Origin of the sequence: Streptomyces mutabilis, from assembly GCF_046628145.1 — a bacterium.
GTDB lineage: Bacteria > Actinomycetota > Actinomycetes > Streptomycetales > Streptomycetaceae > Streptomyces > Streptomyces mutabilis.
Genome location: NZ_CP176874.1, coordinates 5,612,537 through 5,633,523, shown reverse-complemented (window position 1 = coordinate 5,633,523; position 20,987 = coordinate 5,612,537). Strand labels below are relative to the sequence as shown.

22 protein-coding genes and 1 pseudogene are annotated in these 20,987 nt (G+C 71.6%); 3 read left to right on the top strand and 20 right to left on the bottom strand.

Translation table 11 applies throughout. From position 1 onward, the window contains the following. Positions 1 to 182: 182 nt before the first annotated feature. Both tsf and rpsB read right to left on the bottom strand, forming a co-directional pair. Positions 183 to 1,019 (bottom strand): translation elongation factor Ts, encoded by an 837-nt coding sequence (gene tsf / locus ACLIN4_RS25575; protein WP_100044569.1) that lies wholly within the window; start codon positions 1,017 to 1,019, stop codon positions 183 to 185. Between the two features lie 97 nt (positions 1,020 to 1,116). Continuing rightward, positions 1,117 to 2,028: a 30S ribosomal protein S2 gene (rpsB, locus tag ACLIN4_RS25570; RefSeq protein ID WP_289910217.1), complete on the bottom strand. Its 912-nt coding sequence runs from the start codon at positions 2,026 to 2,028 to the stop codon at positions 1,117 to 1,119. 271 nt (positions 2,029 to 2,299) lie between these two features. Here rpsB and ACLIN4_RS25565 point away from each other — a divergent pair, with 271 nt between their 5' ends. After that, the gene (locus tag ACLIN4_RS25565; RefSeq protein ID WP_411576264.1) at positions 2,300 to 2,989 is read left to right on the top strand and encodes a murein hydrolase activator EnvC family protein; all 690 of its coding nucleotides are present in this window, start codon (positions 2,300 to 2,302) and stop codon (positions 2,987 to 2,989) included. A gap of 167 nt (positions 2,990 to 3,156) precedes the next feature. Here ACLIN4_RS25565 and ACLIN4_RS25560 read toward each other — a convergent pair whose 3' ends face one another. From ACLIN4_RS25560 to ACLIN4_RS25480, 17 genes and pseudogenes are all read right to left on the bottom strand, one after another. Next, positions 3,157 to 3,714 carry a TetR/AcrR family transcriptional regulator gene (locus ACLIN4_RS25560; RefSeq protein ID WP_100044568.1) on the bottom strand — a complete coding sequence of 186 codons (558 nt, stop codon included), beginning with the start codon at positions 3,712 to 3,714 and terminating at the stop codon, positions 3,157 to 3,159. Between the two features lie 128 nt (positions 3,715 to 3,842). Then, positions 3,843 to 4,685 carry an RNA polymerase sigma factor WhiG gene (gene whiG / locus ACLIN4_RS25555; RefSeq protein ID WP_219184789.1) on the bottom strand — a complete coding sequence of 281 codons (843 nt, stop codon included), beginning with the start codon at positions 4,683 to 4,685 and terminating at the stop codon, positions 3,843 to 3,845. Positions 4,686 to 4,967: 282 nt separating this feature from the next. Further along, positions 4,968 to 6,098, bottom strand: a complete 1,131-nt coding sequence (gene dprA / locus ACLIN4_RS25550) for a DNA-processing protein DprA (protein WP_411576783.1) — start codon at positions 6,096 to 6,098, stop codon at positions 4,968 to 4,970. Positions 6,099 to 6,412: 314 nt separating this feature from the next. Further along, positions 6,413 to 8,038: a YifB family Mg chelatase-like AAA ATPase gene (locus tag ACLIN4_RS25545; RefSeq protein ID WP_289910220.1), complete on the bottom strand. Its 1,626-nt coding sequence runs from the start codon at positions 8,036 to 8,038 to the stop codon at positions 6,413 to 6,415. After that, positions 8,038 to 8,400, bottom strand: coding sequence for a YraN family protein (locus ACLIN4_RS25540; protein WP_107476583.1), 363 nt, complete (start codon positions 8,398 to 8,400; stop codon positions 8,038 to 8,040). The genes ACLIN4_RS25545 and ACLIN4_RS25540 overlap by 1 nt, the downstream gene beginning before the upstream one ends. 116 nt (positions 8,401 to 8,516) lie before the next feature. After that, positions 8,517 to 8,825, bottom strand: coding sequence for a DUF2469 domain-containing protein (locus ACLIN4_RS25535; RefSeq protein WP_003965949.1), 309 nt, complete (start codon positions 8,823 to 8,825; stop codon positions 8,517 to 8,519). 56 nt (positions 8,826 to 8,881) lie between these two features. After that, positions 8,882 to 9,406, bottom strand: a complete 525-nt coding sequence (locus ACLIN4_RS25530; protein ID WP_107476582.1) for an NUDIX hydrolase — start codon at positions 9,404 to 9,406, stop codon at positions 8,882 to 8,884. Continuing rightward, positions 9,396 to 10,172 carry a signal peptidase I gene (gene lepB, locus ACLIN4_RS25525; RefSeq protein WP_107476581.1) on the bottom strand — a complete coding sequence of 259 codons (777 nt, stop codon included), beginning with the start codon at positions 10,170 to 10,172 and terminating at the stop codon, positions 9,396 to 9,398. Before lepB (ACLIN4_RS25525) ends, ACLIN4_RS25530 begins: the two co-directional genes overlap by 11 nt. Before the next feature lie 123 nt (positions 10,173 to 10,295). Further along, positions 10,296 to 11,300 (bottom strand): signal peptidase I, encoded by a 1,005-nt coding sequence (gene lepB / locus ACLIN4_RS25520; RefSeq protein ID WP_257101463.1) that lies wholly within the window; start codon positions 11,298 to 11,300, stop codon positions 10,296 to 10,298. Further along, positions 11,194 to 12,273, bottom strand: a pseudogene (lepB, locus tag ACLIN4_RS25515) (signal peptidase I); the annotation flags it as partial. The gene lepB (ACLIN4_RS25520) and the pseudogene lepB (ACLIN4_RS25515), both read right to left, overlap by 107 nt. Next, positions 12,266 to 13,048 carry a signal peptidase I gene (gene lepB / locus ACLIN4_RS25510; protein WP_289910228.1) on the bottom strand — a complete coding sequence of 261 codons (783 nt, stop codon included), beginning with the start codon at positions 13,046 to 13,048 and terminating at the stop codon, positions 12,266 to 12,268. The pseudogene lepB (ACLIN4_RS25515) and the gene lepB (ACLIN4_RS25510), both read right to left, overlap by 8 nt. Positions 13,049 to 13,093: 45 nt before the next feature. Next, entirely contained in the window at positions 13,094 to 13,444 is a 351-nt protein-coding gene (rplS, locus tag ACLIN4_RS25505; RefSeq protein WP_018531094.1) for a 50S ribosomal protein L19, read from the bottom strand. A 136-nt stretch (positions 13,445 to 13,580) separates the two neighbouring features. Next, positions 13,581 to 14,414, bottom strand: a complete 834-nt coding sequence (gene trmD, locus ACLIN4_RS25500; protein WP_100044560.1) for a tRNA (guanosine(37)-N1)-methyltransferase TrmD — start codon at positions 14,412 to 14,414, stop codon at positions 13,581 to 13,583. Further along, entirely contained in the window at positions 14,415 to 14,978 is a 564-nt protein-coding gene (gene rimM / locus ACLIN4_RS25495; RefSeq protein WP_411576263.1) for a ribosome maturation factor RimM, read from the bottom strand. Positions 14,979 to 15,105: 127 nt separating this feature from the next. Further along, complete coding sequence (locus ACLIN4_RS25490) at positions 15,106 to 15,345, bottom strand: RNA-binding protein (protein ID WP_003973401.1); 240 nt, start codon at positions 15,343 to 15,345, stop codon at positions 15,106 to 15,108. Positions 15,346 to 15,347: 2 nt separating this feature from the next. Next, positions 15,348 to 15,767 (bottom strand): 30S ribosomal protein S16, encoded by a 420-nt coding sequence (gene rpsP / locus ACLIN4_RS25485; protein WP_073731582.1) that lies wholly within the window; start codon positions 15,765 to 15,767, stop codon positions 15,348 to 15,350. Between the two features lie 222 nt (positions 15,768 to 15,989). After that, positions 15,990 to 16,586 carry a hypothetical protein gene (locus ACLIN4_RS25480; RefSeq protein ID WP_043379434.1) on the bottom strand — a complete coding sequence of 199 codons (597 nt, stop codon included), beginning with the start codon at positions 16,584 to 16,586 and terminating at the stop codon, positions 15,990 to 15,992. A gap of 683 nt (positions 16,587 to 17,269) precedes the next feature. On the opposite strand from ACLIN4_RS25480, the gene ACLIN4_RS25475 reads away from it, so the two are divergent. Both ACLIN4_RS25475 and ACLIN4_RS25470 read left to right on the top strand, forming a co-directional pair. Continuing rightward, complete coding sequence (locus ACLIN4_RS25475; RefSeq protein WP_289910428.1) at positions 17,270 to 18,172, top strand: class I SAM-dependent methyltransferase; 903 nt, start codon at positions 17,270 to 17,272, stop codon at positions 18,170 to 18,172. 181 nt (positions 18,173 to 18,353) lie between these two features. Beyond that, complete coding sequence (locus ACLIN4_RS25470) at positions 18,354 to 18,956, top strand: hypothetical protein (protein ID WP_107476578.1); 603 nt, start codon at positions 18,354 to 18,356, stop codon at positions 18,954 to 18,956. Between the two features lie 69 nt (positions 18,957 to 19,025). Here the strand turns inward: ACLIN4_RS25470 and ftsH are convergent, their stop codons facing one another. Next, positions 19,026 to 20,972 carry an ATP-dependent zinc metalloprotease FtsH gene (ftsH, locus tag ACLIN4_RS25465; RefSeq protein WP_307652047.1) on the bottom strand — a complete coding sequence of 649 codons (1,947 nt, stop codon included), beginning with the start codon at positions 20,970 to 20,972 and terminating at the stop codon, positions 19,026 to 19,028. Between the last annotated feature and the right edge of the window lie 15 nt (positions 20,973 to 20,987).

The window sequence follows — 20,987 nt, the reverse complement described above, 5'->3', positions numbered from 1 at the left end:
GTCACACACACGAAGAAGGCCACTGCCGGTGGGGGCGTGATTCGCATCCCATACGCGGCAATGGCCTCCTCGTCAGATCTGCTGTCGTCCGCCGCCGCGCGCGCGTGCGCCACGGCATGCGCGGACGGCGCCGACGACTGCTGTCGACCCTACCGGGGTCGGGCGTCCGTCGCGGTACGGACTCAGATGCCGACCTTGATGCGCGAGAAGCGCTTCAGGGTGACGCCGGCCTCTTCCAGCACCTTCTGGACGGACTTCTTGTTGTCCAGGGCGTAGGGCTGGCCGAGCAGGGTGGCGTCCTTGAAGAAGCCGTTGAGGCGACCCTCGACGATCTTCGGCAGGGCGGCCTCGGGCTTGCCCTCGGCGCGGGTGGTCTCCTCGGCGACGCGGCGCTCGGACTCGACGACCTCGGCCGGGACGTCGTCCTTGGAGAGGTACTTCGGCGCGAAGGCGGCGATGTGCTGGGCAACGCCCTTGGCGATCTCGGCGTTCGGCTTGTCCAGCTCGACGAGGACACCGATCTGCGGGGGCAGGTCGGGCATCGTGCGGTGCATGTACGCGGTCACGAAGCCGCCGGAGAACTGCGCGAAGCGGTCCAGGACGATCTTCTCGCCGAGGTTGGCGTTGGCCTCGTCCACGAACGCCTGGACGGTCTTGCCGGGCTCGATCTCGGAGGCGAGGAGCGCCTCGATGTCGGCCGGGGCGGCCTTGGCGACGTGCTCGGCGATGGCCGTGGCGACGTTCTGGAACTTCTCGCCCTTGGCGACGAAGTCCGTCTCGCACTTCAGCTCGACGATGACACCCGAGGTGTTGTCGTCGGCGATGATCGAGACGACGGCACCGTTCTCGGCGGAGCGGCCCTCGCGCTTGGCGACGCCCTTCTGGCCCTTGATACGGAGCGCCTCGACGGCCTTCTCGACGTTGCCCTCGGCCTCGTCCAGCGCCTTCTTGCAGTCCATCATGCCGGCGCCGGTGAGCTCGCGGAGCTTCTTGACGTCGGCGGCGGTGTAGTTCGCCATGATTCCGGAATCTCTCTCGAAGTCTGAAGATCTACGGGTGCCGGACGGCGGGGGCTTCGTGGGCCCCCGCCGTCCAGAACCCGAAGGTGGTGAGGGGTCAGGCCTGCTCGGCGTCCGCGGCGGGGGCCTCGGCGGCAGGGGCCTCGGCAGCGGGCGCCTCGGCGGCCTCGGCGGCCTCGGCGGCCGGAGCCTCGGCCGGCTTCTCGGCCTCGGCGGCGGGCGCCTCCTCGGCCTTCTTCTCGCCCTCGAGCAGGTCGCGCTCCCACTCGGCCAGCGGCTCGCCCGCGGCCTTCTCGCCCTTGTCGCCGGTGGCGGCGCCGGAACGGGCGATGAGGCCCTCGGCGACGGCGTCGGCGATCACGCGGGTGAGCAGGGTGACGGAGCGGATCGCGTCGTCGTTGCCCGGGATCTTGTAGTCGACCTCGTCGGGGTCGCAGTTGGTGTCGAGGATGGCGACGACCGGGATGTTGAGCTTCCGGGCCTCGCCGACCGCGATGTGCTCCTTCTTGGTGTCCACGATCCAGACGGCGCTGGGCACCTTGGACATCTCGCGGATACCGCCGAGGGTCTTCTCCAGCTTGGCCTTCTCGCGGGAGAGGACCAGCAGCTCCTTCTTGGTGAGGCCGGAGGCGGCCACGTCCTCGAAGTCGATCTGCTCGAGCTCCTTGAGGCGCTGCAGACGCTTGTAGACGGTCGAGAAGTTGGTGAGCATGCCGCCCAGCCAGCGCTGGTTGACGTAGGGCATGCCGACGCGGGTGGCCTGCTCGGCGATGGCCTCCTGCGCCTGCTTCTTCGTGCCGACGAACATGACCGTGCCGCCGTGGGCGACGGTCTCCTTGACGAACTCGTAGGCGCGGTCGATGTACGACAGCGACTGGAGCAGGTCGATGATGTAGATGCCGTTGCGCTCCGTGAAGATGAAGCGCTTCATCTTCGGGTTCCAACGACGGGTCTGGTGACCGAAGTGGACGCCGCTCTCCAGCAGCTCCCGCATCGTGACGACGGCCATGGCCGTATCTCCTTGGTGTTCTCGGTTGTGCCGCGCGAGCCGGACGGCTCCCGCGCCTGACGCCCGCGACGCGCCTGCCACAAGGGACCGAGGGGCGCTGACACGAGCCTTGACCGGCCTCGTGTCGGGGCGTGCGAAGTCGACCCGGTGACCCGGATCGCCATCAGAAGTGTACGGGACCCACGGGGTACCGGGTGACGCGGCTGTCCACAACAGCGGAACGGTCCACAGGACGGAGCGGCGACCGCCGGAGTGCGGGACGGTTTCCGGCATGCGGACGAGGCGATGGGTGAGTGCGGGTGTGTGGGTGGCGCTGCTGCTGACGGTCGTGGTCCCGGGGCCGCCGCGACCGGCTTCGACGGCGACCGCACCGGCCGCGACGACGGTGGCGGGCCCGGGCACGAGGACGGTGGCGGGCCCGGACACGACGACGGTGGCGATCCCGGGCGTCGGCCGGCTCCCGGAACCCGGGGTGCCGGAACCGGGAGTGCCGGCCGTGGCACGCGGCTGGCCGGTCGGCGACCGGCCGGCGGTCCTGCGGGGCTGGGAGCCCCCGGCGAACCCGTACGGCCCGGGCCACCGCGGCGTGGACCTCGCCGCACAGGCCGGGGCGCCGGTACGGGCGGTGGCGGCCGGGACGGTGTCGTTCGCGGGGCGGGTGGCGGGCAGGGGCGTCGTCTCGGTCGAGCTGGCGGCGACGGGCGATCCGCCGCTGCGTACGACGTACGAACCGGTGGCGGTGTCGGTGTCGGTGAAGAAGGGCGACGAGGTCGCGGCCGGCGAGGTGCTCGGCACCGTCGAGCCGACGGGCTCGCACTGCACGGGGTGCCTGCACTGGGGTCTGCTGCGGGGCGACGTCTACCTCAACCCGCTCTCCGTGCTCCCGCCGTGGCTGCTGAGCGGAGGACCTTCCGTGCTGCTGCCGGTCCTGGGAGTCCCGGAGCCCTCCCCACGGGCGTAGCACCGCGGGCGACACGCCTGCGGCTCGGCGACACGCTACGGCTCCGCGCCACGCTCCCGGCCTCGGGCCGAGCCGGGCAGCAGGCAGCAGGCAGCAGGCAGCAGGCAGCAGGCAGCAGGCAGCACAACGAACGTCGAGGGCGTCGGGCATCGCCCTGCGGACGCCCGTCAGCCCCCTACGCCCCGCAGCGCCATGGAGACCGCCGCCTCGGTGATCGCCGTCGGCTCCTCCGCCGCTCCCAGTTCGATCCGCCGCACGGCCGCGTCCACGACCCCCTGCAGCAGCATCGCCGCCAGCCGCGGCTGGCCGTGCCCCATCTCCCCCAGCGCCTCGACGATCATCGCGATCAGCCCGCCGTGCGCCGCGCGGATCTTCTCCCGCGCACCGGCGTCCAGCTCGCTCGCGGAGATCGCCACGACGGCCCGGTGCCGCCGGTCCCCGACGAGGTCGAGCTGCTTACGGACGTACGCCTCGACCTTGCCCTCGGGGCTGGTCTCGCGCTCCATCGCCGCCTCGACCTCCGCGGCCCAGACGGGGAAGTCGACGGCGCACAGCTCCTCGACGACCGCCGCCCGCGACCGGAAGTACTCGTAGACGGACGACCGGGCGAGCCCCGTGCGTTCGGCGAGGGCGGGGAAGGTCAGCGCCTCCGTTCCGCCGTCGGACAGCAGGGAGCGGGCCGCGTCCAGCAGGGCGGCACGCTGCATCGACCTGTGCTCGGCCACGGAGGCCGCTCGAATCCTTGGCACGTCACCACTTTACGGACGCGGACCCGCGTACGGGAGCCGGTCACCCGGCGGCACGACCGCCGACCGGGTCACAGCGAAGGCCGGCCACTGGACGGAAACGCAGGTCAGCGGCCGAATCCGGCGAGCTTCGCCCGCAGCTGCAACACCGACTTGGTGTGGATCTGGCTGACCCTGCTCTCCGTCACGCCCAGCACATTGCCGATCTCGGCGAGGGTGAGTCCCTCGTAGTAGTAGAGCGTGACGACGGTCTTCTCCCGCTCGGGCAGCGTGTTGATCGCCCGCGCCAGCAGCCGCCGCAGCTCCCGGTCCTCGGCGACCTCCACCGGATCGTCGGCGGCGGTGTCCTCCAGCGTGTCCATGAGGCTCAGCCGGTCGCCGCCCTCGCCACCGGCGTGCAGCAGCTCCTCCAGGGCCACGACGTTGGCCAGCGACAACTGGCTGAAGACCGCGTGGAGGTCCTCCACCGCGATCCCCATCTCGCCGGCCACCTCGCTCTCCGACGGGGTACGGCGCAGCCGGGCCTCCAGCGTCGCGTAGGCGCGCTCGACGTTGCGGGCCTTCTGCCGCACCGACCGCGGGATCCAGTCCAGCGCCCGCAGTTCGTCGATCATCGCGCCCCGGATGCGGGTGATCGCGTACGTCTCGAACTTGATCTCCCGGTCGACGTCGAACTTCTCGATCGCGTCGATCAGCCCGAACACTCCCGAGGAGACGAAGTCCGCCTGCTCGACGTTGGGCGGCAGTCCCACACTCACCCGGCCCGCCACGTACTTCACGAGGGGCGAGTAGTGCAGGATCAGCTGTTCCCGCAGCCGCTCGTCCCCCGTCGCCTTGTACGACCGCCACAGCTCGTCGAGCGTCGAGGGGGCGGGCGGTCGCACGCTGCCACCGTCGCGGGCGGCTGGGGGGATCGCCGCCCGGTCGGACCCGGAGGTGTGCTGGGGCATTCGTCGCCTTGTGCCGTTCTGCCGTGATGTGGTGTGCCTGGTGAGGCCGCCGGTCTGCTGTCTGGTTGTCGCCTGTTGTCGGTTCTGCGTGGGGGTCCTCGTGAGCGTAGCGTGACTGGACTGTCGCGGTGCGCGAAGAGCGGAGCGAGGGCGGTACGCAGATACGTTCCGCTGAACGCTCTACAGGGGGGACGATGATCGCTCTGCGTGATCATTCGAATACCCCAACTGCCTGAATTCCCAAGGGTGTCGGGGTTCCCCCGGACGGCCGAACACGCTGGGTCAACACGGACGCCGACCGCCGCGGACCGAGATCATCGCCTGGCGTGTCAACTTCCAGCCGTCGCCGTGTCGTTCGACGTAACCAAGTGCTCGAAGCTCGTACAGTCTCGCGATCGCGTCGTCCTGCGTGGTCTGGGCCCGGCGCGCGACCTCGGCAGCCGTAGCCGCTCCGCGCGCGGGGAGCCCGGCCAGCACCTGCCGGGTGCGGAATTCCAGCAGGTCGGTGGGGAGCACCGGCCCGCGCCGGTCCGGGGGCAGCTCGCCCATGTCACCGACCAGTTCGACGACCTCCGCCGCGTCACTGACGAGCACCGCGTCGCCACGCAGCAGCTCGTGCACTCCCGCGGACAGCGCACTGGTGGCCGGTCCGGGCACACCCATCGTGTGCCGGCCCAGGCGCTGGGCGGCCCGTGCGGTGACCAGCGAGCCGCTCCGATAGGCGGCCTCGACGACCACCGTGCCGCGGGTGAGCGCGGCGATCACGCGGTTGCGCAGGAGGAATCTGCTCGGCGTCGGGTGATCGCCCGGCGGCAGCTCCCCGACCACGAGGCCCTGCTCCGCGATCCTGGTGATCAACCTGACGTGTCCGGGCGGATAAGGGCGGTCGACACCGCAGGCCAGGACGGCCGCCGTGGCGCCGCCCGCACCGAGGGCGCCCCGGTGGGCCGCACCGTCGATTCCGTAGGCACCTCCCGACACCACGACCCAACCGCGTTCCGCCAGGCCGGCGGCGAGGGTGGCCGCCATGTGCGCCCCGTACTCGGTGCAGGCGCGGGCTCCCACGACGGCGACCGACCTCAGTGCCCACATGCGCAGACTGGGGCCCCCGCGCACCCACAGTCCGAGCGGACGGGCATCGCCCAGGTCGTCGAGCTGCCCCGGCCACTCGGTGGTCCCGGGTGCCACGAACCGCACCCCCGCCGCCCGCGCGACGGCGAGGTCCCGGTGCGGGTCGGCGCCGACCGCCCGGGCGCACAGCCCGGCCCACCGCTTCCCGCTCACGCCCGGCAGGGCACGCCCGCCCTCGCGCAGCCGCCGCACCACGTCCGCGACACCTCGCTCGCGCACCCACCGTCCACCGGTCTCGTCCCCGGGCTCGATGACCCTGGTGAGGAAGACACGGCCGAGCATCTCGTCGTCGTCCACGACCGGAGCCGGCTCCACGAGGCCGAGCGCCCCGCCGTCGCCCCCGTGTGGTCCGCCGCGTCCGGCCGTGCGGTCCCGGCATGACACGCCGTCGTGCCCGACCACGCCACCTGCCCCCGCCGCGACATCACTTCCGCTCACGGTCCCGTCCCCGGCCACGGCCGCATCACCGCTCACACCACCGCCCCCGGCCTCTGCCTCTGGCTCTGCCTCTGCCTCTGCCCTTGCCAGGTCACCGCCCCCGGCTACTGCCTCTGCCCTTGCCAGGTCACCGCCCCCGGCTACTGCCTCTCCCCCGCTCACGCCACCGCCCCCAGGGACAGGGACGCGCCCCGCGGTACTCCCGTGCGCAGTTGCAGCGCCAGGGAGACGTCCTGTGCGTCGGGTCGGCCGTGGCCGACGAGGTCGGCGACGGTCCAGGCGATGCGCAGCACCCGGTCGAGCCCCCGGGCGGTGAGCAGGCCCCGTTCCAGGCTGCGTTCCGCCTCGTCCAGCGCGCCCGGAGCGGCGTGCCAGCGGCTGCGCAGTTCCCTTCCCGGCACCTCGCTGTTGGACCGCCATGGAGTGCCCTGGAGGCGCACGGCCGCCCGTTCACGAGCCGCCCGGACCCGGTCGGCGACCGTCGCCGTGGCGTCGCCCCGGGAGCCGTCCCCGGCCAGCTGGCCGCGCGTGAGGCGTTCCACCTCGACCCGGAGGTCGACGCGGTCCAGCAGCGGGCCGGACAGTCTGGCCTGGTAGCGGCGGATCGCCGAGGACGGGCACTCGCAGGGCGAGTCCGTCCGGGAGAACCGTCCGCACGGGCAGGGATTGGCGGCGAGCACCATCAGGAACCGTGCCGGAAACCGCACCACACCCGCGCTGCGCGCGATGACGACGTGACCGGACTCCAGTGGCTGTCGCAGGGCATCGAGGGCATGGCTGCTGAATTCCGGCGTTTCATCCAAAAACAGGACACCTCGATGCGCCAGGGAGACGGCTCCCGGCCGCGCGATGCCGTGGCCGCCACCGACCAGGGCCTGCATCGTGGCGGAGTGGTGCGGTGCGCAGTAGGGGGCCACGTCGATCAGGGGTTTGCCCGGCGGCAGCAGGCCCGCCACCGAGTGCACGGCGGTGACCTCCAGCGACTCCGCCCGATGGAGCCGGGGCAGGACGGCCGGCAGCCGCTCGGCGAGCATGGTCTTGCCGGCACCGGGCGGCCCCTCCAGGAGCAGGTGGTGGCCGCCGGCCGCGGCGACCTCGACCGCCGTGCGCGCCGACTCCTGACCCACGACGTCGGCGAGGTCGTGGCCCTGGTCGTGCTGTGCCGCGCCCATGCTGCGCATCCCGGTGGCGGCGCCGGTGCCGGGCATGCGCAGGCCGGCCAGGAGCGGGTCGGGCCGGCCCTCCTGGTCCTGCTCCTCCTCCGGCACGGGTTCGTCTGCGAGGACGGCGATCAGCTGGCGCAGGCTGCGCACGCCGAGCACCGAGACCCCTGGCACCAGGGACGCCTCGGCGGCTGCGCACTCCGGCACGACCACCTGCTCGTAGCCGGCCTCCGCCGCGGCCAGGACCGCCGGGAGGATGCCGCGCACCGGACGCACCCTTCCGTCCAGGCCCAACTCCCCGATCATCACGATGTCGGCGAGCACGCGGGGATCGATCCGCTCGGCGGCACCGAGCACGGCCGCGGCGACCGCCATGTCGAAGCCGCTGCCGCTCTTCGGCACCGATGCCGGGCTGAGCCCCACCGTCAGCTTCTTCTGCGGCCACTCGGCGCCCGAGTTCACGACGGCCGCCCGGACCCGGTCCCGGCTCTCGGACAGGCTCTTGTCCGGCAACCCCACCAGCGTGAACGCCGCCACGCCCGGTTCCAGGTCGGCCTGCACCTCGACGACCACGCCCTCGACGCCGACGAGCGCCACGGAGTACGTACGCGCGAAACCCATCACGCCACCCCCCGGGCGTGCTCGACCACCGGGGCACCGCGCTGCGGCAGGAGCACTCCGACGAGGTCGATGCGGACCCCGCCGGGCGGGGCCCCTCCGTGGGTCTGGATCCAGCGTTCGGCGAGCCGCCGCAGCCGCTCCGCCTTCTCCGGGGTCACCGCGGCCATCGGGTGCTCGAAGGAGCCGCCCCTGCGCGTCTTGACCTCGCAGACCACCAGGACGTCCCCGTCCCGGGCCACGATGTCGATCTCACCGGTCCTGCCACAGCGCCAATTGCGCTCCAGGACCGTCATCCCGGCCCCGGTCAGCCGGCGGGCGGCGAGCGTCTCGCCGTACTTGCCCAGCGCACCTCGTGCGTTCATGTCGGCACCACCTCCGGCGCCAACGATGAGGGCAGCTCAGCGAGCTATTGGATCTTGGTGGACGGTCGGACGACTGTGGACAACCTTGTCACCCACACGAGTGAAGCCGCTGGTCATCAGCCGCCGGGAAGCTCGAGGTCGCTCTTGTTCAGCTCCTCGATGTTCACGTCCTTGAACGTCAGAACTCGCACCTGCTTCACGAAACGGGCCGGCCGGTACATGTCCCACACCCAGGCATCCGCCATGGACACCTCGAAGAACACCTCTCCCTGGACCGAGTGCACCTGCATCTCGTAGTCGTTGGTGAGGTAGAAACGCCGCTCGGTCTCGATCACGTATTTGAACAGACCGACGACATCGCGGTACTCCCGGTAGAGCTTGAGCTCCATCTCGGTCTCGTACTTCTCGAGGTCCTCGGCGCTCATGGCATGTTCCCCTTCAGCCGTGCGGTCCCACCATTGTGCGCCAGTCCCGTGAGCCCCTAGACGATTTCGGTGTCCAGGGTCACCGGCCCGGCGGGGGGACCTTCGTCGAGCAGCTTGCGCAGCAGCTCGGCGAGTCTGGTCGGATACACCGTCTCATGTGCCCGGGTCAGTTCCCGACACGTCCACCAGCGCGCTCCGGCGACGCTGCGCCGCTCCAGTTCGGTCAGCCCGACGGCCCGGGTGGCGGTCTGGGCCGTCCGGGCCAGGTAGTACCACTCGTCCTGGTCCCAGCGGCGGCCCGCGAAGGGGAAGGAGCACCTGCGCCGCCACAGCACCGGCCCGAGCTCGATGTCGGTGATGCCGGTCTCCTCCGCGAGTTCCCGTCGCGCGGCCTCCTCACGGGTCTCGTCGCCCTCCACGCCGCCGCCCGGGGTGAACCACCAGTCGTCGGCCGGGTCGTCCGGTTCGTGGCCGTGCAGGAGCAGGATGCGGTCGTCGGGATCGAGCAGCACCACCCGGGCGACCCTGCGCAGCCCGCCCTCATAGGTGTCCTGACCGGCCGGTGTCGTCTCAGCGGCCACCGGAGCTCCCCGTCCCGGCCCGGGCGCGTGCGGCCGCGGCCCGCTTGGCGAAGGGCCCGTACGCGGCGCCGCCGAGGATCAGCACCGCACCCGCGACGACGAGCCCGACCATCGTCCTGAGCGGACCGGGCGAGGAGAGGCCGCCCAGCGCCTCGAACCCGGTCGGACGGTCCAGCATGCCGTTCATGGGCCAGACCACGGCGTCGACGCGGGCGTCCACGGCGCCGCGCGACACGGTGCCCCCGGCGGCGTCCGTGAGGTGGGCGGTGGAGTCCACGGAGTTGTCGCGCTCGTCGCCGAGCAGGAACAAGCGGCCCTCGGGAACGGTCACCGTGGGGAAGTCGCTGATCTCGGCCGGCGTACCGGAGGGCAGGTACGGCTCGTCGATCACCTTGCCGTTGACCTTGAGCTTGCCCTCCTGGCAGCACGAGACGGTGTCCCCGCCGACGGCGACGACCCGCTTGACCATCGGGGCGTTGGCCCAGGTCGCGTCCTTGAAGACGACGACGTCGCCGCGGCGGACGTCGGCCCCGTCGATGCGCTGCGCGAGAACCCGCTCACCGGCGTCGATGGTCGGCGACATCGAGCTGGTCGGCACGGTGTAGGGGCGGTAGACCACCGCTCCCCAGGCGAAGCCGCCGAGGAACAGCACCAGCCCGAGCGCCACGGCGAGGCCGGACAGCCGCTGCCCGGACCGGCTGCCCGCCGGACCCTTGCTCCCGCCACCGCCTCGCGGGACCGTACGTGTCGTGCTCTCGCCACCCATGAAGCCGCACCTTACCCGGCGGTACCGGAACGGGGCAGCCCCTCCCGGAGCCCGGAAGGGGCTGCCCTCGGCGGGGGCACGGCCGTCGACGGCCGCGGTGACGGGCGTACGGCCCGAGCCGCCTCAGCGGGTCTCGGCGGCGGCGATGCGCCTGCGGCGCCACCAGACGACGGGAACGACCCCGGCGAGCGCCAGGCCCTGGGGCGCGACCGACAGCGCGGCGGCGGCCGACCGGGTCTGCGCGCCGCCGGCCTGCAAGCCGTCCTGGTCGAAGGTGTCCGGGACCGGCAGGGTGTCCCAGCGGTTCATCGGCCAGGCGATCACGATGGCGCGGCCGACGACCTCCTTCACCGGGACCATGCCGCCGTGCTCGTCGGACTGGTTGTAGCGGGAGTCCCGGGAGTTCTGCCGGTGGTCGCCCATGACCCAGATGGAGCCCTCGGGGACCTTGACCTTGAACTGGCCGCCCTGGTCGTCCTGGCTGCACGGGGTGTTGCCGGGGTAGACGTACGACTCCTCGTTCAGCGCCTTGCCGTTGACCTTGACCGGGCCGGTGCCCTCGCACTCGACGGTGTCGCCGCCGACCCCGATGACACGCTTGATCAGGTCCTTCTCGTCCGCGGACGGCATCAGGCCGATCCAGCTGAGGACCGTCTGCAGCGCGTTCGGGTCGGGCGTCGGCTCACCCGCCAGCCAGTCGTCCGGGTCGTGGAAGACGACGATCTCGCCGCGCTCGGGTTCCGAGCCGAACCAGGGGGTGAGCTTGTCGACCAGGACCCGGTCATTGATCGTGAGCGTGTTCTGCATCGAGGCGGACGGAATCGAGAACGCCTGCACCAGGAAGGTCTTGATCAGCAACGCGAGCACCAGCGCGATGCCGATCAGGATCGGCAGTTCCTTCCAGAAGGAACGCTGCTTCTTGGCCGCCGTGGTCTTGGGGGGCGGCGTTCCGCCCACGCCCTCGTCCTCGGTCCCGTTCTGTTCGTCCGTCACCCTGCCGTCCTCGGTCCCCAAGTCGTGTCCGAAGGCCGGGGCGCCGTCCGGGGCCGGGCCGGCCGCCTCCACGGGGTGTCCGCGGTTCTCCTCGCCGTCGTGTCCGGACCGTGCGCCGACCGCCACATCCCCCACGCCAACTCCTCACTCTCTGCCACCGCCCGCGCCGTATCCGGTGCAGGCCCACCACTCCCATAACGAGCGGGAGTTCCGCAGGGGTCGGGAGTCGAATCATCGCGTTCGGATCGTCGGGGGCAACCCTATGCGACAGCCCGGTGGCGGCGGTCGAGGCGGAGGCCGCGTCGGACACGGAGGCATAGGTTTTCGGTTCGTCCAGGGTGGTCCAGTGGCCGAACGGCCAGGCGATCACCATGGCCCGCCCCACCACCTCGTCCTCGGACACCGTGCCGAAGTCGGTGTCCTGGTGCTCGCGGGAATCGGCGGAGTTGGACCGGTGATCGCCCATCACCCACAGTCGCCCCTCGGGCACCGTGACGTCGAAGGGCGTCTTGGAGGGGACGTCCCCCGGGTACAGGTAGTCCTCGTTCAGGGGGACGCCGTTGACGGTGACGCGTCCCTGGGTGTCGCAGCACTTGACCCGGTCCCCGCCCACTCCGACGACCCGCTTGATGAGGTCCTTCTCGTCGTCGGACGGCAGCAGGCCGATGAAGGCGAGGCCTTCCTTGACCTGCTTGATGACGACGGGGTCGTCCTTCTTGGCGGCCTGTTCGCCCTGGAGCCAGCCGCCGGGATCGCGGAAGACGACGACGTCCCCGCGCTGCGGCCTGGAGCCGAACCACGGGGTGAGCTTGTCCACCAGGACGCGGTCACCGATCCGGATGGTCTGCTCCATGGAGCCCGAGGGGATCACGAACGCCTGGACGAGAAAGGTCTTCAGTACCAGCGCTATGAGGACGGCCACCCCGATGAGGAGCGGTATCTCCTTGACCGCGCCGCGCCTGCGGCGGCGCTTGACCTTGCGCTGCAGCTTGCGCCGCTCGGCACGGGACCTGCCGCCGGACGGCGGCCCGGTGCGCCGCGAGCCGGTGGGCAACAGGTTCTCCGTGGGGCTGCTGGGCGCCCCGCGCGGTTTGCCCCGGCTACCCATCGGCGCCCTCGGACCCGCGGGCAGTACCCGCGCCCCCGGACCGTCGTGCGCCACCGGCCGCCTCACCGGCGGCCTCCGCATTCGGCACGCGCGCGTAGGCGTCGGGGCGGTCGAGGTGGGTGGCATGGCCGAAGGGCCAGACGATCCAGTCGGCGCGGCCGATCACCTCGTCGACCGGGATCATGCCGCCGCCCGGCGAGCCCAGGTGGTCGCGGGAGTCGCTGGAGGCGGCGCGGTGGTCGCCCAGGACGAACAGGGCGCCGTCGGGGACGACGACGTCGAACGGCACCGTGGACGGACGATCGCCGGGGTACAGGAACGCCGACTCGTCGACCGACTGGCCGTTCACCTGGACCCTCCCCTCCGTGTCGCAGCACACCACGTGGTCCCCGCCCACACCGACAACGCGTTTGATGTAGTCGCCGTGCCCGAAGAGCCCGGTGCCGTCGAAGACGACGACGTCGCCCCGCTGCGGCCCGTCACCGAAACGGTACGCCAACTTGTTTACGAGAACCCGGTCTCCGATCCTCAATCCGCGCTCCATGGAACCGCTGGGGATCTGGAAGGGCTGGAGCACGAAGGTGCTGAACAGCAACAGGAACATCAGCAGTGCCAGCAGGGACACGGTGATCCGGCCTCCCGGAACCCACTGCGCGATCCACCCCGTGAACGCGGAACGCGACCGTCCCTCCTGGCCTTCCGGATCCGAGGGCTGCTCGGAGTCGGAGGGGCGGGAGGCGCGGTCGCGCTCCGTGTGCTGCGTTTCGGTGTCCATCGGGGCCAGATGCTATCCGGCCCCGGCACGGACCTCGGAGGGCGCTCAGTTCTCGCGCTTCTCCTTGATCTTCGCGGCCTTGCCGCGCAGCTCGCGCAGGTAGTACAGCTTGGCGCGGCGGACGTCACCCTTGGTGACGAGCTCGATCTTCTCCACGATCGGGGTGTGCACCGGGAAGGTGCGCTCGACGCCGACGGAGAAGGAGACCTTGCGGACCGTGAAGGTCTCGCGCACGCCGGCGCCCTGGCGGCGGATGACTACGCCCTTGAACTGCTGCACACGGGAGCGGTTGCCCTCGATGACGCGGACGTGGACGTTGACGGTGTCGCCGGGGCGGAAGGCCGGGACGTCGCTGCGCAGCGACGCGGCGTCGACGGAGTCGAGCAGGTGAGACATTTCGTCTGCTTTCTTCGCTGATGCCACAGGTCATCAGCGGAAACTAGGTGTTTCGGAATCAGGGCCGTGCGGGTCGGGACGGGCGTCGTCTCCCCCTGTGGCAGGGGCGCGCTCCGGACGGACGCACAACAGCCGCCTATTCTTCCACGCCCGGCGTCCTGCGCCAAAATCGGCCGTACGGCTCCCCCTCCGGGTCGGGTTCCCAGCCCAGGATGGAGAGCATCTCGCGGTCCTTCTTGTCGAAGGCCTCGGGGGCGCACCGCTCGATCAGGTCGGGCCGGTTGGCCGTCGTACGCCGCAGGGCCTCGTCGCGGCGCCAGCGGGCGATCTTCCCGTGGTGGCCGCTGAGGAGCACCTCCGGGATGCCGCGTCCGCGCCACTGCGGCGGCTTGGTGTGGACGGGGCCCTCCAGCAGGTTGGCCATGGCGCCTGGGGCGAAGGAGTCGTCGCGGTGGGACTCGGCGTTGCCCAGGACACCGGGCAGCAGCCGCGCCACGGCCTCGGTGACGACCAGTACGGCCGCCTCGCCGCCGGCCAGGACGTAGTCGCCGATGGACACCTCGTGGACCGGCATCCGGGTCGCGTACTCGTCGATCACGCGGCGGTCGATGCCCTCGTAGCGGGCCGGGGTGAAGATCAGCCAGGGCCGCTCGGAGAGGTGGACGGCGAGCTCCTGGGTGAAGGGCCGGCCGCTGGGTGTGGGCACGATGAGGGCGGGCTCACCGGAGCCCGTCTCGTAGCCGTCGGCCAGGACGGCGTCCAGTGCGTCGCCCCAGGGCTCGGTCTTCATCACCATGCCGGGACCGCCGCCGTACGGGGTGTCGTCGACGGTGTTGTGCCGGTCGTAGGTCCAGTCGCGGAGGTCGTGCACGTGGACGTTCAGCTGCCCGCGCGCGCGTGCCTTGCCGACGAGGGAGACGTTCAGCGGTTCGAGGTACTCGGGGAAGATCGTGACGACGTCGAGCCGCATTTACGCGCCGTCCTCTTCGTCACCGGCGGCATCACGCGCGGAAGCGATCTCCGCGCGGTCGTCGATCAGGCCGGGCGGCGGATCGATCACCGCGCGCTGCTCGTCCAGGTCGATCTCGGTGACGATCTCCGAGACGAACGGCACGTAGACCTCGCTGCCGTCGGGGCGCTCCACCACCAAGAGGTCCTGCGTGGGCAGGTGGGAGATCTCGGTGATCCGGCCGACCTCTTCGCCGTCCTTGGTCACCACGTCGAGGTCGATCAGCTGGTGGTCGTAGTACTCGTCCTCGTCCTCGGGACGCTCGTCCGGGTCGACGTCGGCGATCAGGAGGGTGTTGCGCAGCGCCTCGGCGCCCGTGCGGTCGTGGACGCCGGCGAAGCGCAGCAGGAGGCGGCCGCTGTGGACCCGGCCGGTCTCGATGGTGAGCGGACCGACGGACGCGGGGTCGGTGGCCAGGACGGCACCGGGCCCGAGCCGCAGCTCCGGCTCGTCGGTGCGGACCTCGACGGTGACCTCGCCCTTGATCCCGTGGGCGCGGCCGATGCGCGCGACTACCAGCTGCACTGTGGTTGATCTCCTGTCGGAACTGCGGTGAGCCGTACGGGGCTCGTACCGTACGGGGCTCACAACGACTGCGGGCCGGGGACGGCCCAGTGGCCCTCCCCGGCCCGAGCCGGTGCTGCGTTCGGCGTCAGCGGACGTGGTCCACGTCGACGAGGTCGACGCGGACGCCTCGGCCGCCGATGGCCCCCACGACGGTGCGCAGAGCGCGTGCGGTGCGGCCGTTGCGGCCGATCACCTTGCCGAGGTCGTCGGGGTGGACCCGGACCTCGAGCACCCGCCCGCGGCGCAGGTTGCGCGAGGCGACCTGCACATCGTCAGGGTTGTCGACGATGCCCTTCACGAGGTGCTCGAGAGCCTCCTCGAGCATGCTCAGGCCTCGGTCGACTCGGACTCGGCCGGGGCCTCGTCCTTCTTCTCGGCCTTCTTCTTCTGGGTGATCGCCTCACCCTTGCCCTCGTCGTCGCCGCCCAGCGCCTCGAAGGACGGACGGGCCGACTTCTCGGCCGGCTGCAGCAGCGGCGCCGGGGCGGGCTCGCCCTTGAACTTCTGCCAGTCGCCGGTCTTCTTCAGGATGGCGAGCACGGGCTCGGTCGGCTGGGCGCCGACGGAGAGCCAGTACGCCACGCGCTCGGCGTCGACCTCCATCACCGACGGGTTGTACGTCGGGTGGTACTTGCCGATCTCCTCGATGGCCCGGCCGTCACGGCGGGTACGGGAGTCGGCGACGACGATGCGGTAGTGAGGCGAACGGATCTTGCCCAGACGCTTCAGCTTGATCTTGACTGCCACGGGAGTGGGTTCTCCTGGTTTTGACGTGGGTGGGCACGGCGGGAAGGCCGCGTGGGGTTGCGGTACCCGAGTGCCCGATGGACGCGTCAGCCGGAGGAGAGAGGGGTCCTGTGCGACTGTCGAGTACAGCTGACCATTGTGCCACACACGGGCAGCCCCTTCGGACCGAGGGCGGACCGGGGCCACCGCGCCCGGATCCGGCTGCCACGAGCAGCCGGATCCTCAGCCCGCCGCCGCGCCGACCACCTCCGGGATCCGGAACGGCTTGCCGCAGCCGCCGCACATGATCGGCGCCTGGGCGAGGACCGACGGGACGACCCGCACGTTGCGTCCGCAGTCGCAGACCGCCTTCACGCGCACCCCGCCCCCGGAGGAGCCGTGGCGGGCGGCCGGGCCGCGGAAGCTGCGGGCCGAGTCGGTCGCGGTCGCCGCGGTGTGGGCCTTCAGTGCGCGCTGGAGGCGCTCGATCGTCGGGCGGTAGCGGCGCTTCGCCTCGGGGCTGAGCGTGACCAGCGAGAAGCCGCTGCTGGGATGCGGCTCCTCGGGGTGGTCGAGGCCCAACTCCTCGGCGATCGCAAGGAATCGACGGTTGTGATAGCGCCCCGCGCGGGAGGTGTCGCGTACTCCGCGCGCGGCGGCGATGCCGTGGACTGCCTCATGGAGCAGTCGCTCGAAGGAGAGCTCGTGCCCGCAGGCGGACGACGACTCTCCGATCAGGGACTCGGGCGCGGCAAGATCCGGCAGCTCGGTGTGGTGCCGCTGAATGTCGGCCCACGCCTGCGCCAGCTCTGCGGCGAGAACAGGTGGTGTCGTGCTCACGTAATGACAACGAGCCGGGGTGCCGCTGTGTTCCTATTCCGGGGCATCCCAAATAATTTGCACGTACCCGTCAGTTGCCGCTGATGCGTCGCGACGAGGGCGGGTGCGCTGATCTGCGGAGAAGCCTCGCAGCTCGTCACAAGCTGGTGCGTAGTCCGCCGTACGCGCCGGCGCGTAGGCCTCGTCCACGCGCCGGGTTGCGTGAGACTCCTGGGTGCGCAAGAGGCGTTTCGGCCGCGGTCGAACCGGAAGGGCGCCACCCGATCGGGCGCATCGCGGGACGCGTCGACGGGTGCGAGGTTACCGGGTGCGTCAGCGGCGTGCGGCACCGCCCCTCGCCGGACCGGTCCGCTTCCCGGCGGAGTGTTCGCCGGGCACGCCGACCTTGGCCGGAACCGTCTCGTCGGCCCGGTCGCCACCCGCTGTCATCACCGAGGGACACCTTCAGGCCAACCGCCGAAGGCGTCGCGCAGGGGCTACCCCGAGTACCGCGCGGCCAGGCCCACGTTGCCGGGAAGTGAAATCTCGCCACTGTGGCGGGGTTCGGGCAAACCGGGCCCCGCTACCACTGGACGCCACGGCGAGCCCGGAGTTTCCTGGCATACGGGGGGAGTGCGAGCGCACTGCACGGGGGCCACGGAATCGGGCACGGCGGCAACACTCGGCGATTGGGGCGCTTTCCTATGACACCTACGCTCGTGCGGCAGCACTCATCTCACGCGGGGACGACGCCTCGCGTGGACCTGCGTGCACGCGCGCGTGACTGGTCCGAGATACAGGAGCGGATGCTCGTACCGCTCTACGAGGCCGTCTACGAGCGACTGGACGTGGGCGGCGGTACACGCGTGCTGGGGCTGGGCTGCGGTTCCGGGCTGGCGCTGCTGATGGCCGCCTCGCGGGGCGCCGCGGTGACCGGGGTCGACTCCCGCTTCCCGGAACGCCTGGACCTGGCGCGTCGGCGGCTGCTTCCCGGGACGCCCGAAGGGCACGGCACGGCGGACACCCGGGACACACGCGCGCGTGCCGACGCGGTACGGGCGGACGCGGTACGGGTCGTGGAGGGCGCCCCCCGGGACGCGGCCGACCCGTCGATGCCGGCGTTCACCTTGGTGACCGCATTCGAGCCCATCGGGTGCCTCGCGGGCGACTCGGACGGGCTCGCCGAGCTGCTCGCCCAGGCGACGCCGCTCGCCGGGCGCGGGGCGGCCGTCGTGCTGGCGGGCTGGGGCCCGCCGGAGCGGTGCGCCACGACGTCGGTGCTGCGGGTGGCCACCAAGCTCGCGGACCCGCTGCGCAGCGCGGGCAGCTGGCGTCCCGCCCTGCGCGACGACCTGGAGGAGGTCGCCCAGCGGGCCGGGCTCAGGCCGGACGGGTCGGGACGGGTGGCGTGCCCCTTCGGATACGCCGACGCCGACAGCGCGGTGCGCGGGCTGCTGTCGACCGGCCTGTTCGACGCGGCGATCGCGGCGACCGACGAGGAACAGGTCGACAAGGAGCTGGCGGAGGCACTGCATCCGCACCGGCGGCCCGACGGGACCGTGTGGATGCCGAACGTGTTCCGGTACTTGATCGCCCGGACTCCCTGACGACGGTTTCCGACCGGACGGACGCGGCACCTGAACGGCTTCTTTCGACCCGGGTGCGATGCAGGTGTGAATGGTGTGAAGATGCCGGGGCAGGCCATCGCCCGATTCTTCGGGCGGGTCCTGGGCCCTTAGTCTGATCCACCGTTCGGGGGAAAGACACATCTGCATACAGGAGCCTGTAGTGCCGCACCACAAGACCGCGCTGCGCCTCGCCGCGCCCGTCGCCGTCCTCGCCCTGGCCCTCACCGCCTGCGGGGGCGGAGACGACGCCGACGCCGACGCGAAGGGCTCGTCGAGCCCCGAGGCGTCCGCCTCGCCCTCCCAGGCGGCCTCGGGCGGCGACCTGGCGACCGGCGAGAGCGCGACGGGGAAGGTCGCGGAGGACCCGGGCGAGGTCACCTACGAGGTCGTGGCGCAGAAGGTCGACGTCGGCACTGAGGCGGAGGCCGCCAAGGCGGTGGCGGACGCCGCGGACGCCAAGGGGAAGGTGCTGGCCACCGCGCACGTCAAGTACACGCACAAGAGCGGCCCGGCCCTCACCGACGGCTCCAGCGTGCACGACGGCACCACGGTCTTCGCCGACGGCCGGCGCGGCGGCGTGCTCATCGGCGCCTCCGAGGACGCCGCGGGCTGCGAGGACCCGTACGACGTGGACAACTGGAAGCAGGGCGAGAGCCACGTCTTCTGCGAGACCTACGTGATCCCCGCGGGCGCCACGAGCGTGGAGGTCCACTGGGAGGAAGAGGACGGCGAGCCCTACGTCTGGAAGTTCCCGCAGAAGTAGGCCCCGGAAGCGGGGGGCACGCGAACCGTGCCTCCGCGCGGAGGCGCACACCGACGGGCCGGACGGTGATCACACGTCCGGCCCGTCCTTCGTCAGCCGGGTGATCCCGGCGATCCGGTACGCGTCCGCCTCGTCCAGCGTCTCGCTCGCGAGCAGCGCCTCGGCCAGCGCGTCGAGCTGCCCGCGGTGGTCGCGCAGCTTGTGGACGGCCTCCGCGTAGCACTCGTCGACGACCCGCCGCATCTCGCCGTCGATGGCGTCGAGGGTCGCCGGGGCCGCGGCGAGCCCGTAGGCCTGCTGGGCGTCGCCCGGCAGTGCGGAGAGCCGGCCGACCTGCCGGCTCATGCCCCAGCGACCGACCATGCCGCGCGCGATCCGGGTGACCTGCTCGAGGTCGCTCTCCGAGCCGGTGGTGATCACGTCGTACACCACCTGCTCCGCCGCCATCCCGCCGAGCGCGCCGATGATCCGCCCGCGCAGGTACTCCTCGGTGTACGCGTACTTGTCCGCGTCCGGCGTCGACAGCGTCACGCCCAGCGCCCGCCCGCGCGGCACGATGGTGATCTTGCGGACCGGGTCGGCGCCCGGTTGCAGCATGCCCAGCAGGGCGTGCCCGCTCTCGTGGTAGGCGGTGCGCCGGCGCTCCTCCTCGGGCATCACCAGTGGGCGTTCGGCCCCGAGCTGGACCTTCTCCAGGGCCTCCGAGAGGTTCGCCTGCGTCACCCGGTCCTGCTTCCGCTTGACGGCGAGCAGCGCGGCCTCGTTGGCGAGGTTGGCCAGTTCCGCGCCGGTCATGCCCGGGGTCGTGCGGGCGACCTGGGCCAGGTCGACGTCGGGGGCGAGCGGGATCTCGCGGGTGTGGATCTCCAGGATCGCCTTCCGGCCGCCCCGGTCCGGCGGCGAGACGTTGACGACCCGGTCGAAGCGGCCGGGGCGGGTCAGGGCGGCGTCGAGGATGTCGGCGCGGTTGGTGGCGGCGATGACGATCACGCCCTCGGCGCCGGAGAAGCCGTCCATCTCCGTGAGGATCTGGTTCAGGGTCTGCTCGCGCTCGTCGTGGCCGCCCATGCCGGACCCGCCGCCGCGCGCGCGGCCGATGGTGTCGATCTCGTCGATGAAGATGATCGACGGCGCCACCTTCCGGGCCTCGGCGAACAGCTCCCGCACCCGGGAGGCGCCCACGCCCACGATCATCTCGATGAACTCGGACGCGGACGCCGAGAAGAACGGCACGCCCGCCTCGCCGGCCACCGCGCGCGCGAGGAGCGTCTTCCCGGTGCCGGGCGGGCCGGACAGGAGGACACCCCGGGGCATCTTGGCGCCCATGCGGCGGTAGGCGCCGGGGTTCTTCAGGAAGTCGACGACGTCGCTGAGTTCGCCCTCCACCTCGTCGATCCCGGCCACGTCCGCGAAGGTGGTGCGCTGCTTGCCCGGCTCCAGCTCGACCGGCTTGGGCGGCGCCTTGCGGCCGAGCATGCCGCCCGCCCCGCCGCCGAGGGCGCCCCGCATCCGCCGGGCGATGAAGATCCACAGCACCACCAGGAGCAGCATGGGTGCCAGCGCGATCAGCAGGTTGACCAGGAAACTGCGCTGCTGGACGACGGGTTCGGCGGTGACGGTGACGTTGTGCTCGGTCAGCTCGTCCCAGAGCCGGTCGTCCGCGAAGGTCGGGCGCTCGGTCGTGAACTTGGTGTACGTCCCGTCGCCCTCGGGGTTGTCCCGGGCCTTCTTCAGCTGGCCCTGGATCGCGTCGCCCTTGGCGTAGATCTTGCTGACGTTGCCCTCGTCGACCTGCTTGCTGAACTCCGTGTAGGAGATGGTCGGCTCGTCGCCCTCGTTGAAGAAGGAGAGCACGAGGTTGGCGATGAGGTAGACGATCAGCGCGGCCAGGACCAGGTTCCACCAGCCGCCGCGCATCCTCCTGCCGCCGGACGGCGGCTTGGGGGGCTCGTCGGGTGTGCCCTCGGTGCGCCAGGGCGGCTCGGGGGCCTTGCGCGGCGGGGACGGGTTGGCCATATCGGGACGTTACGA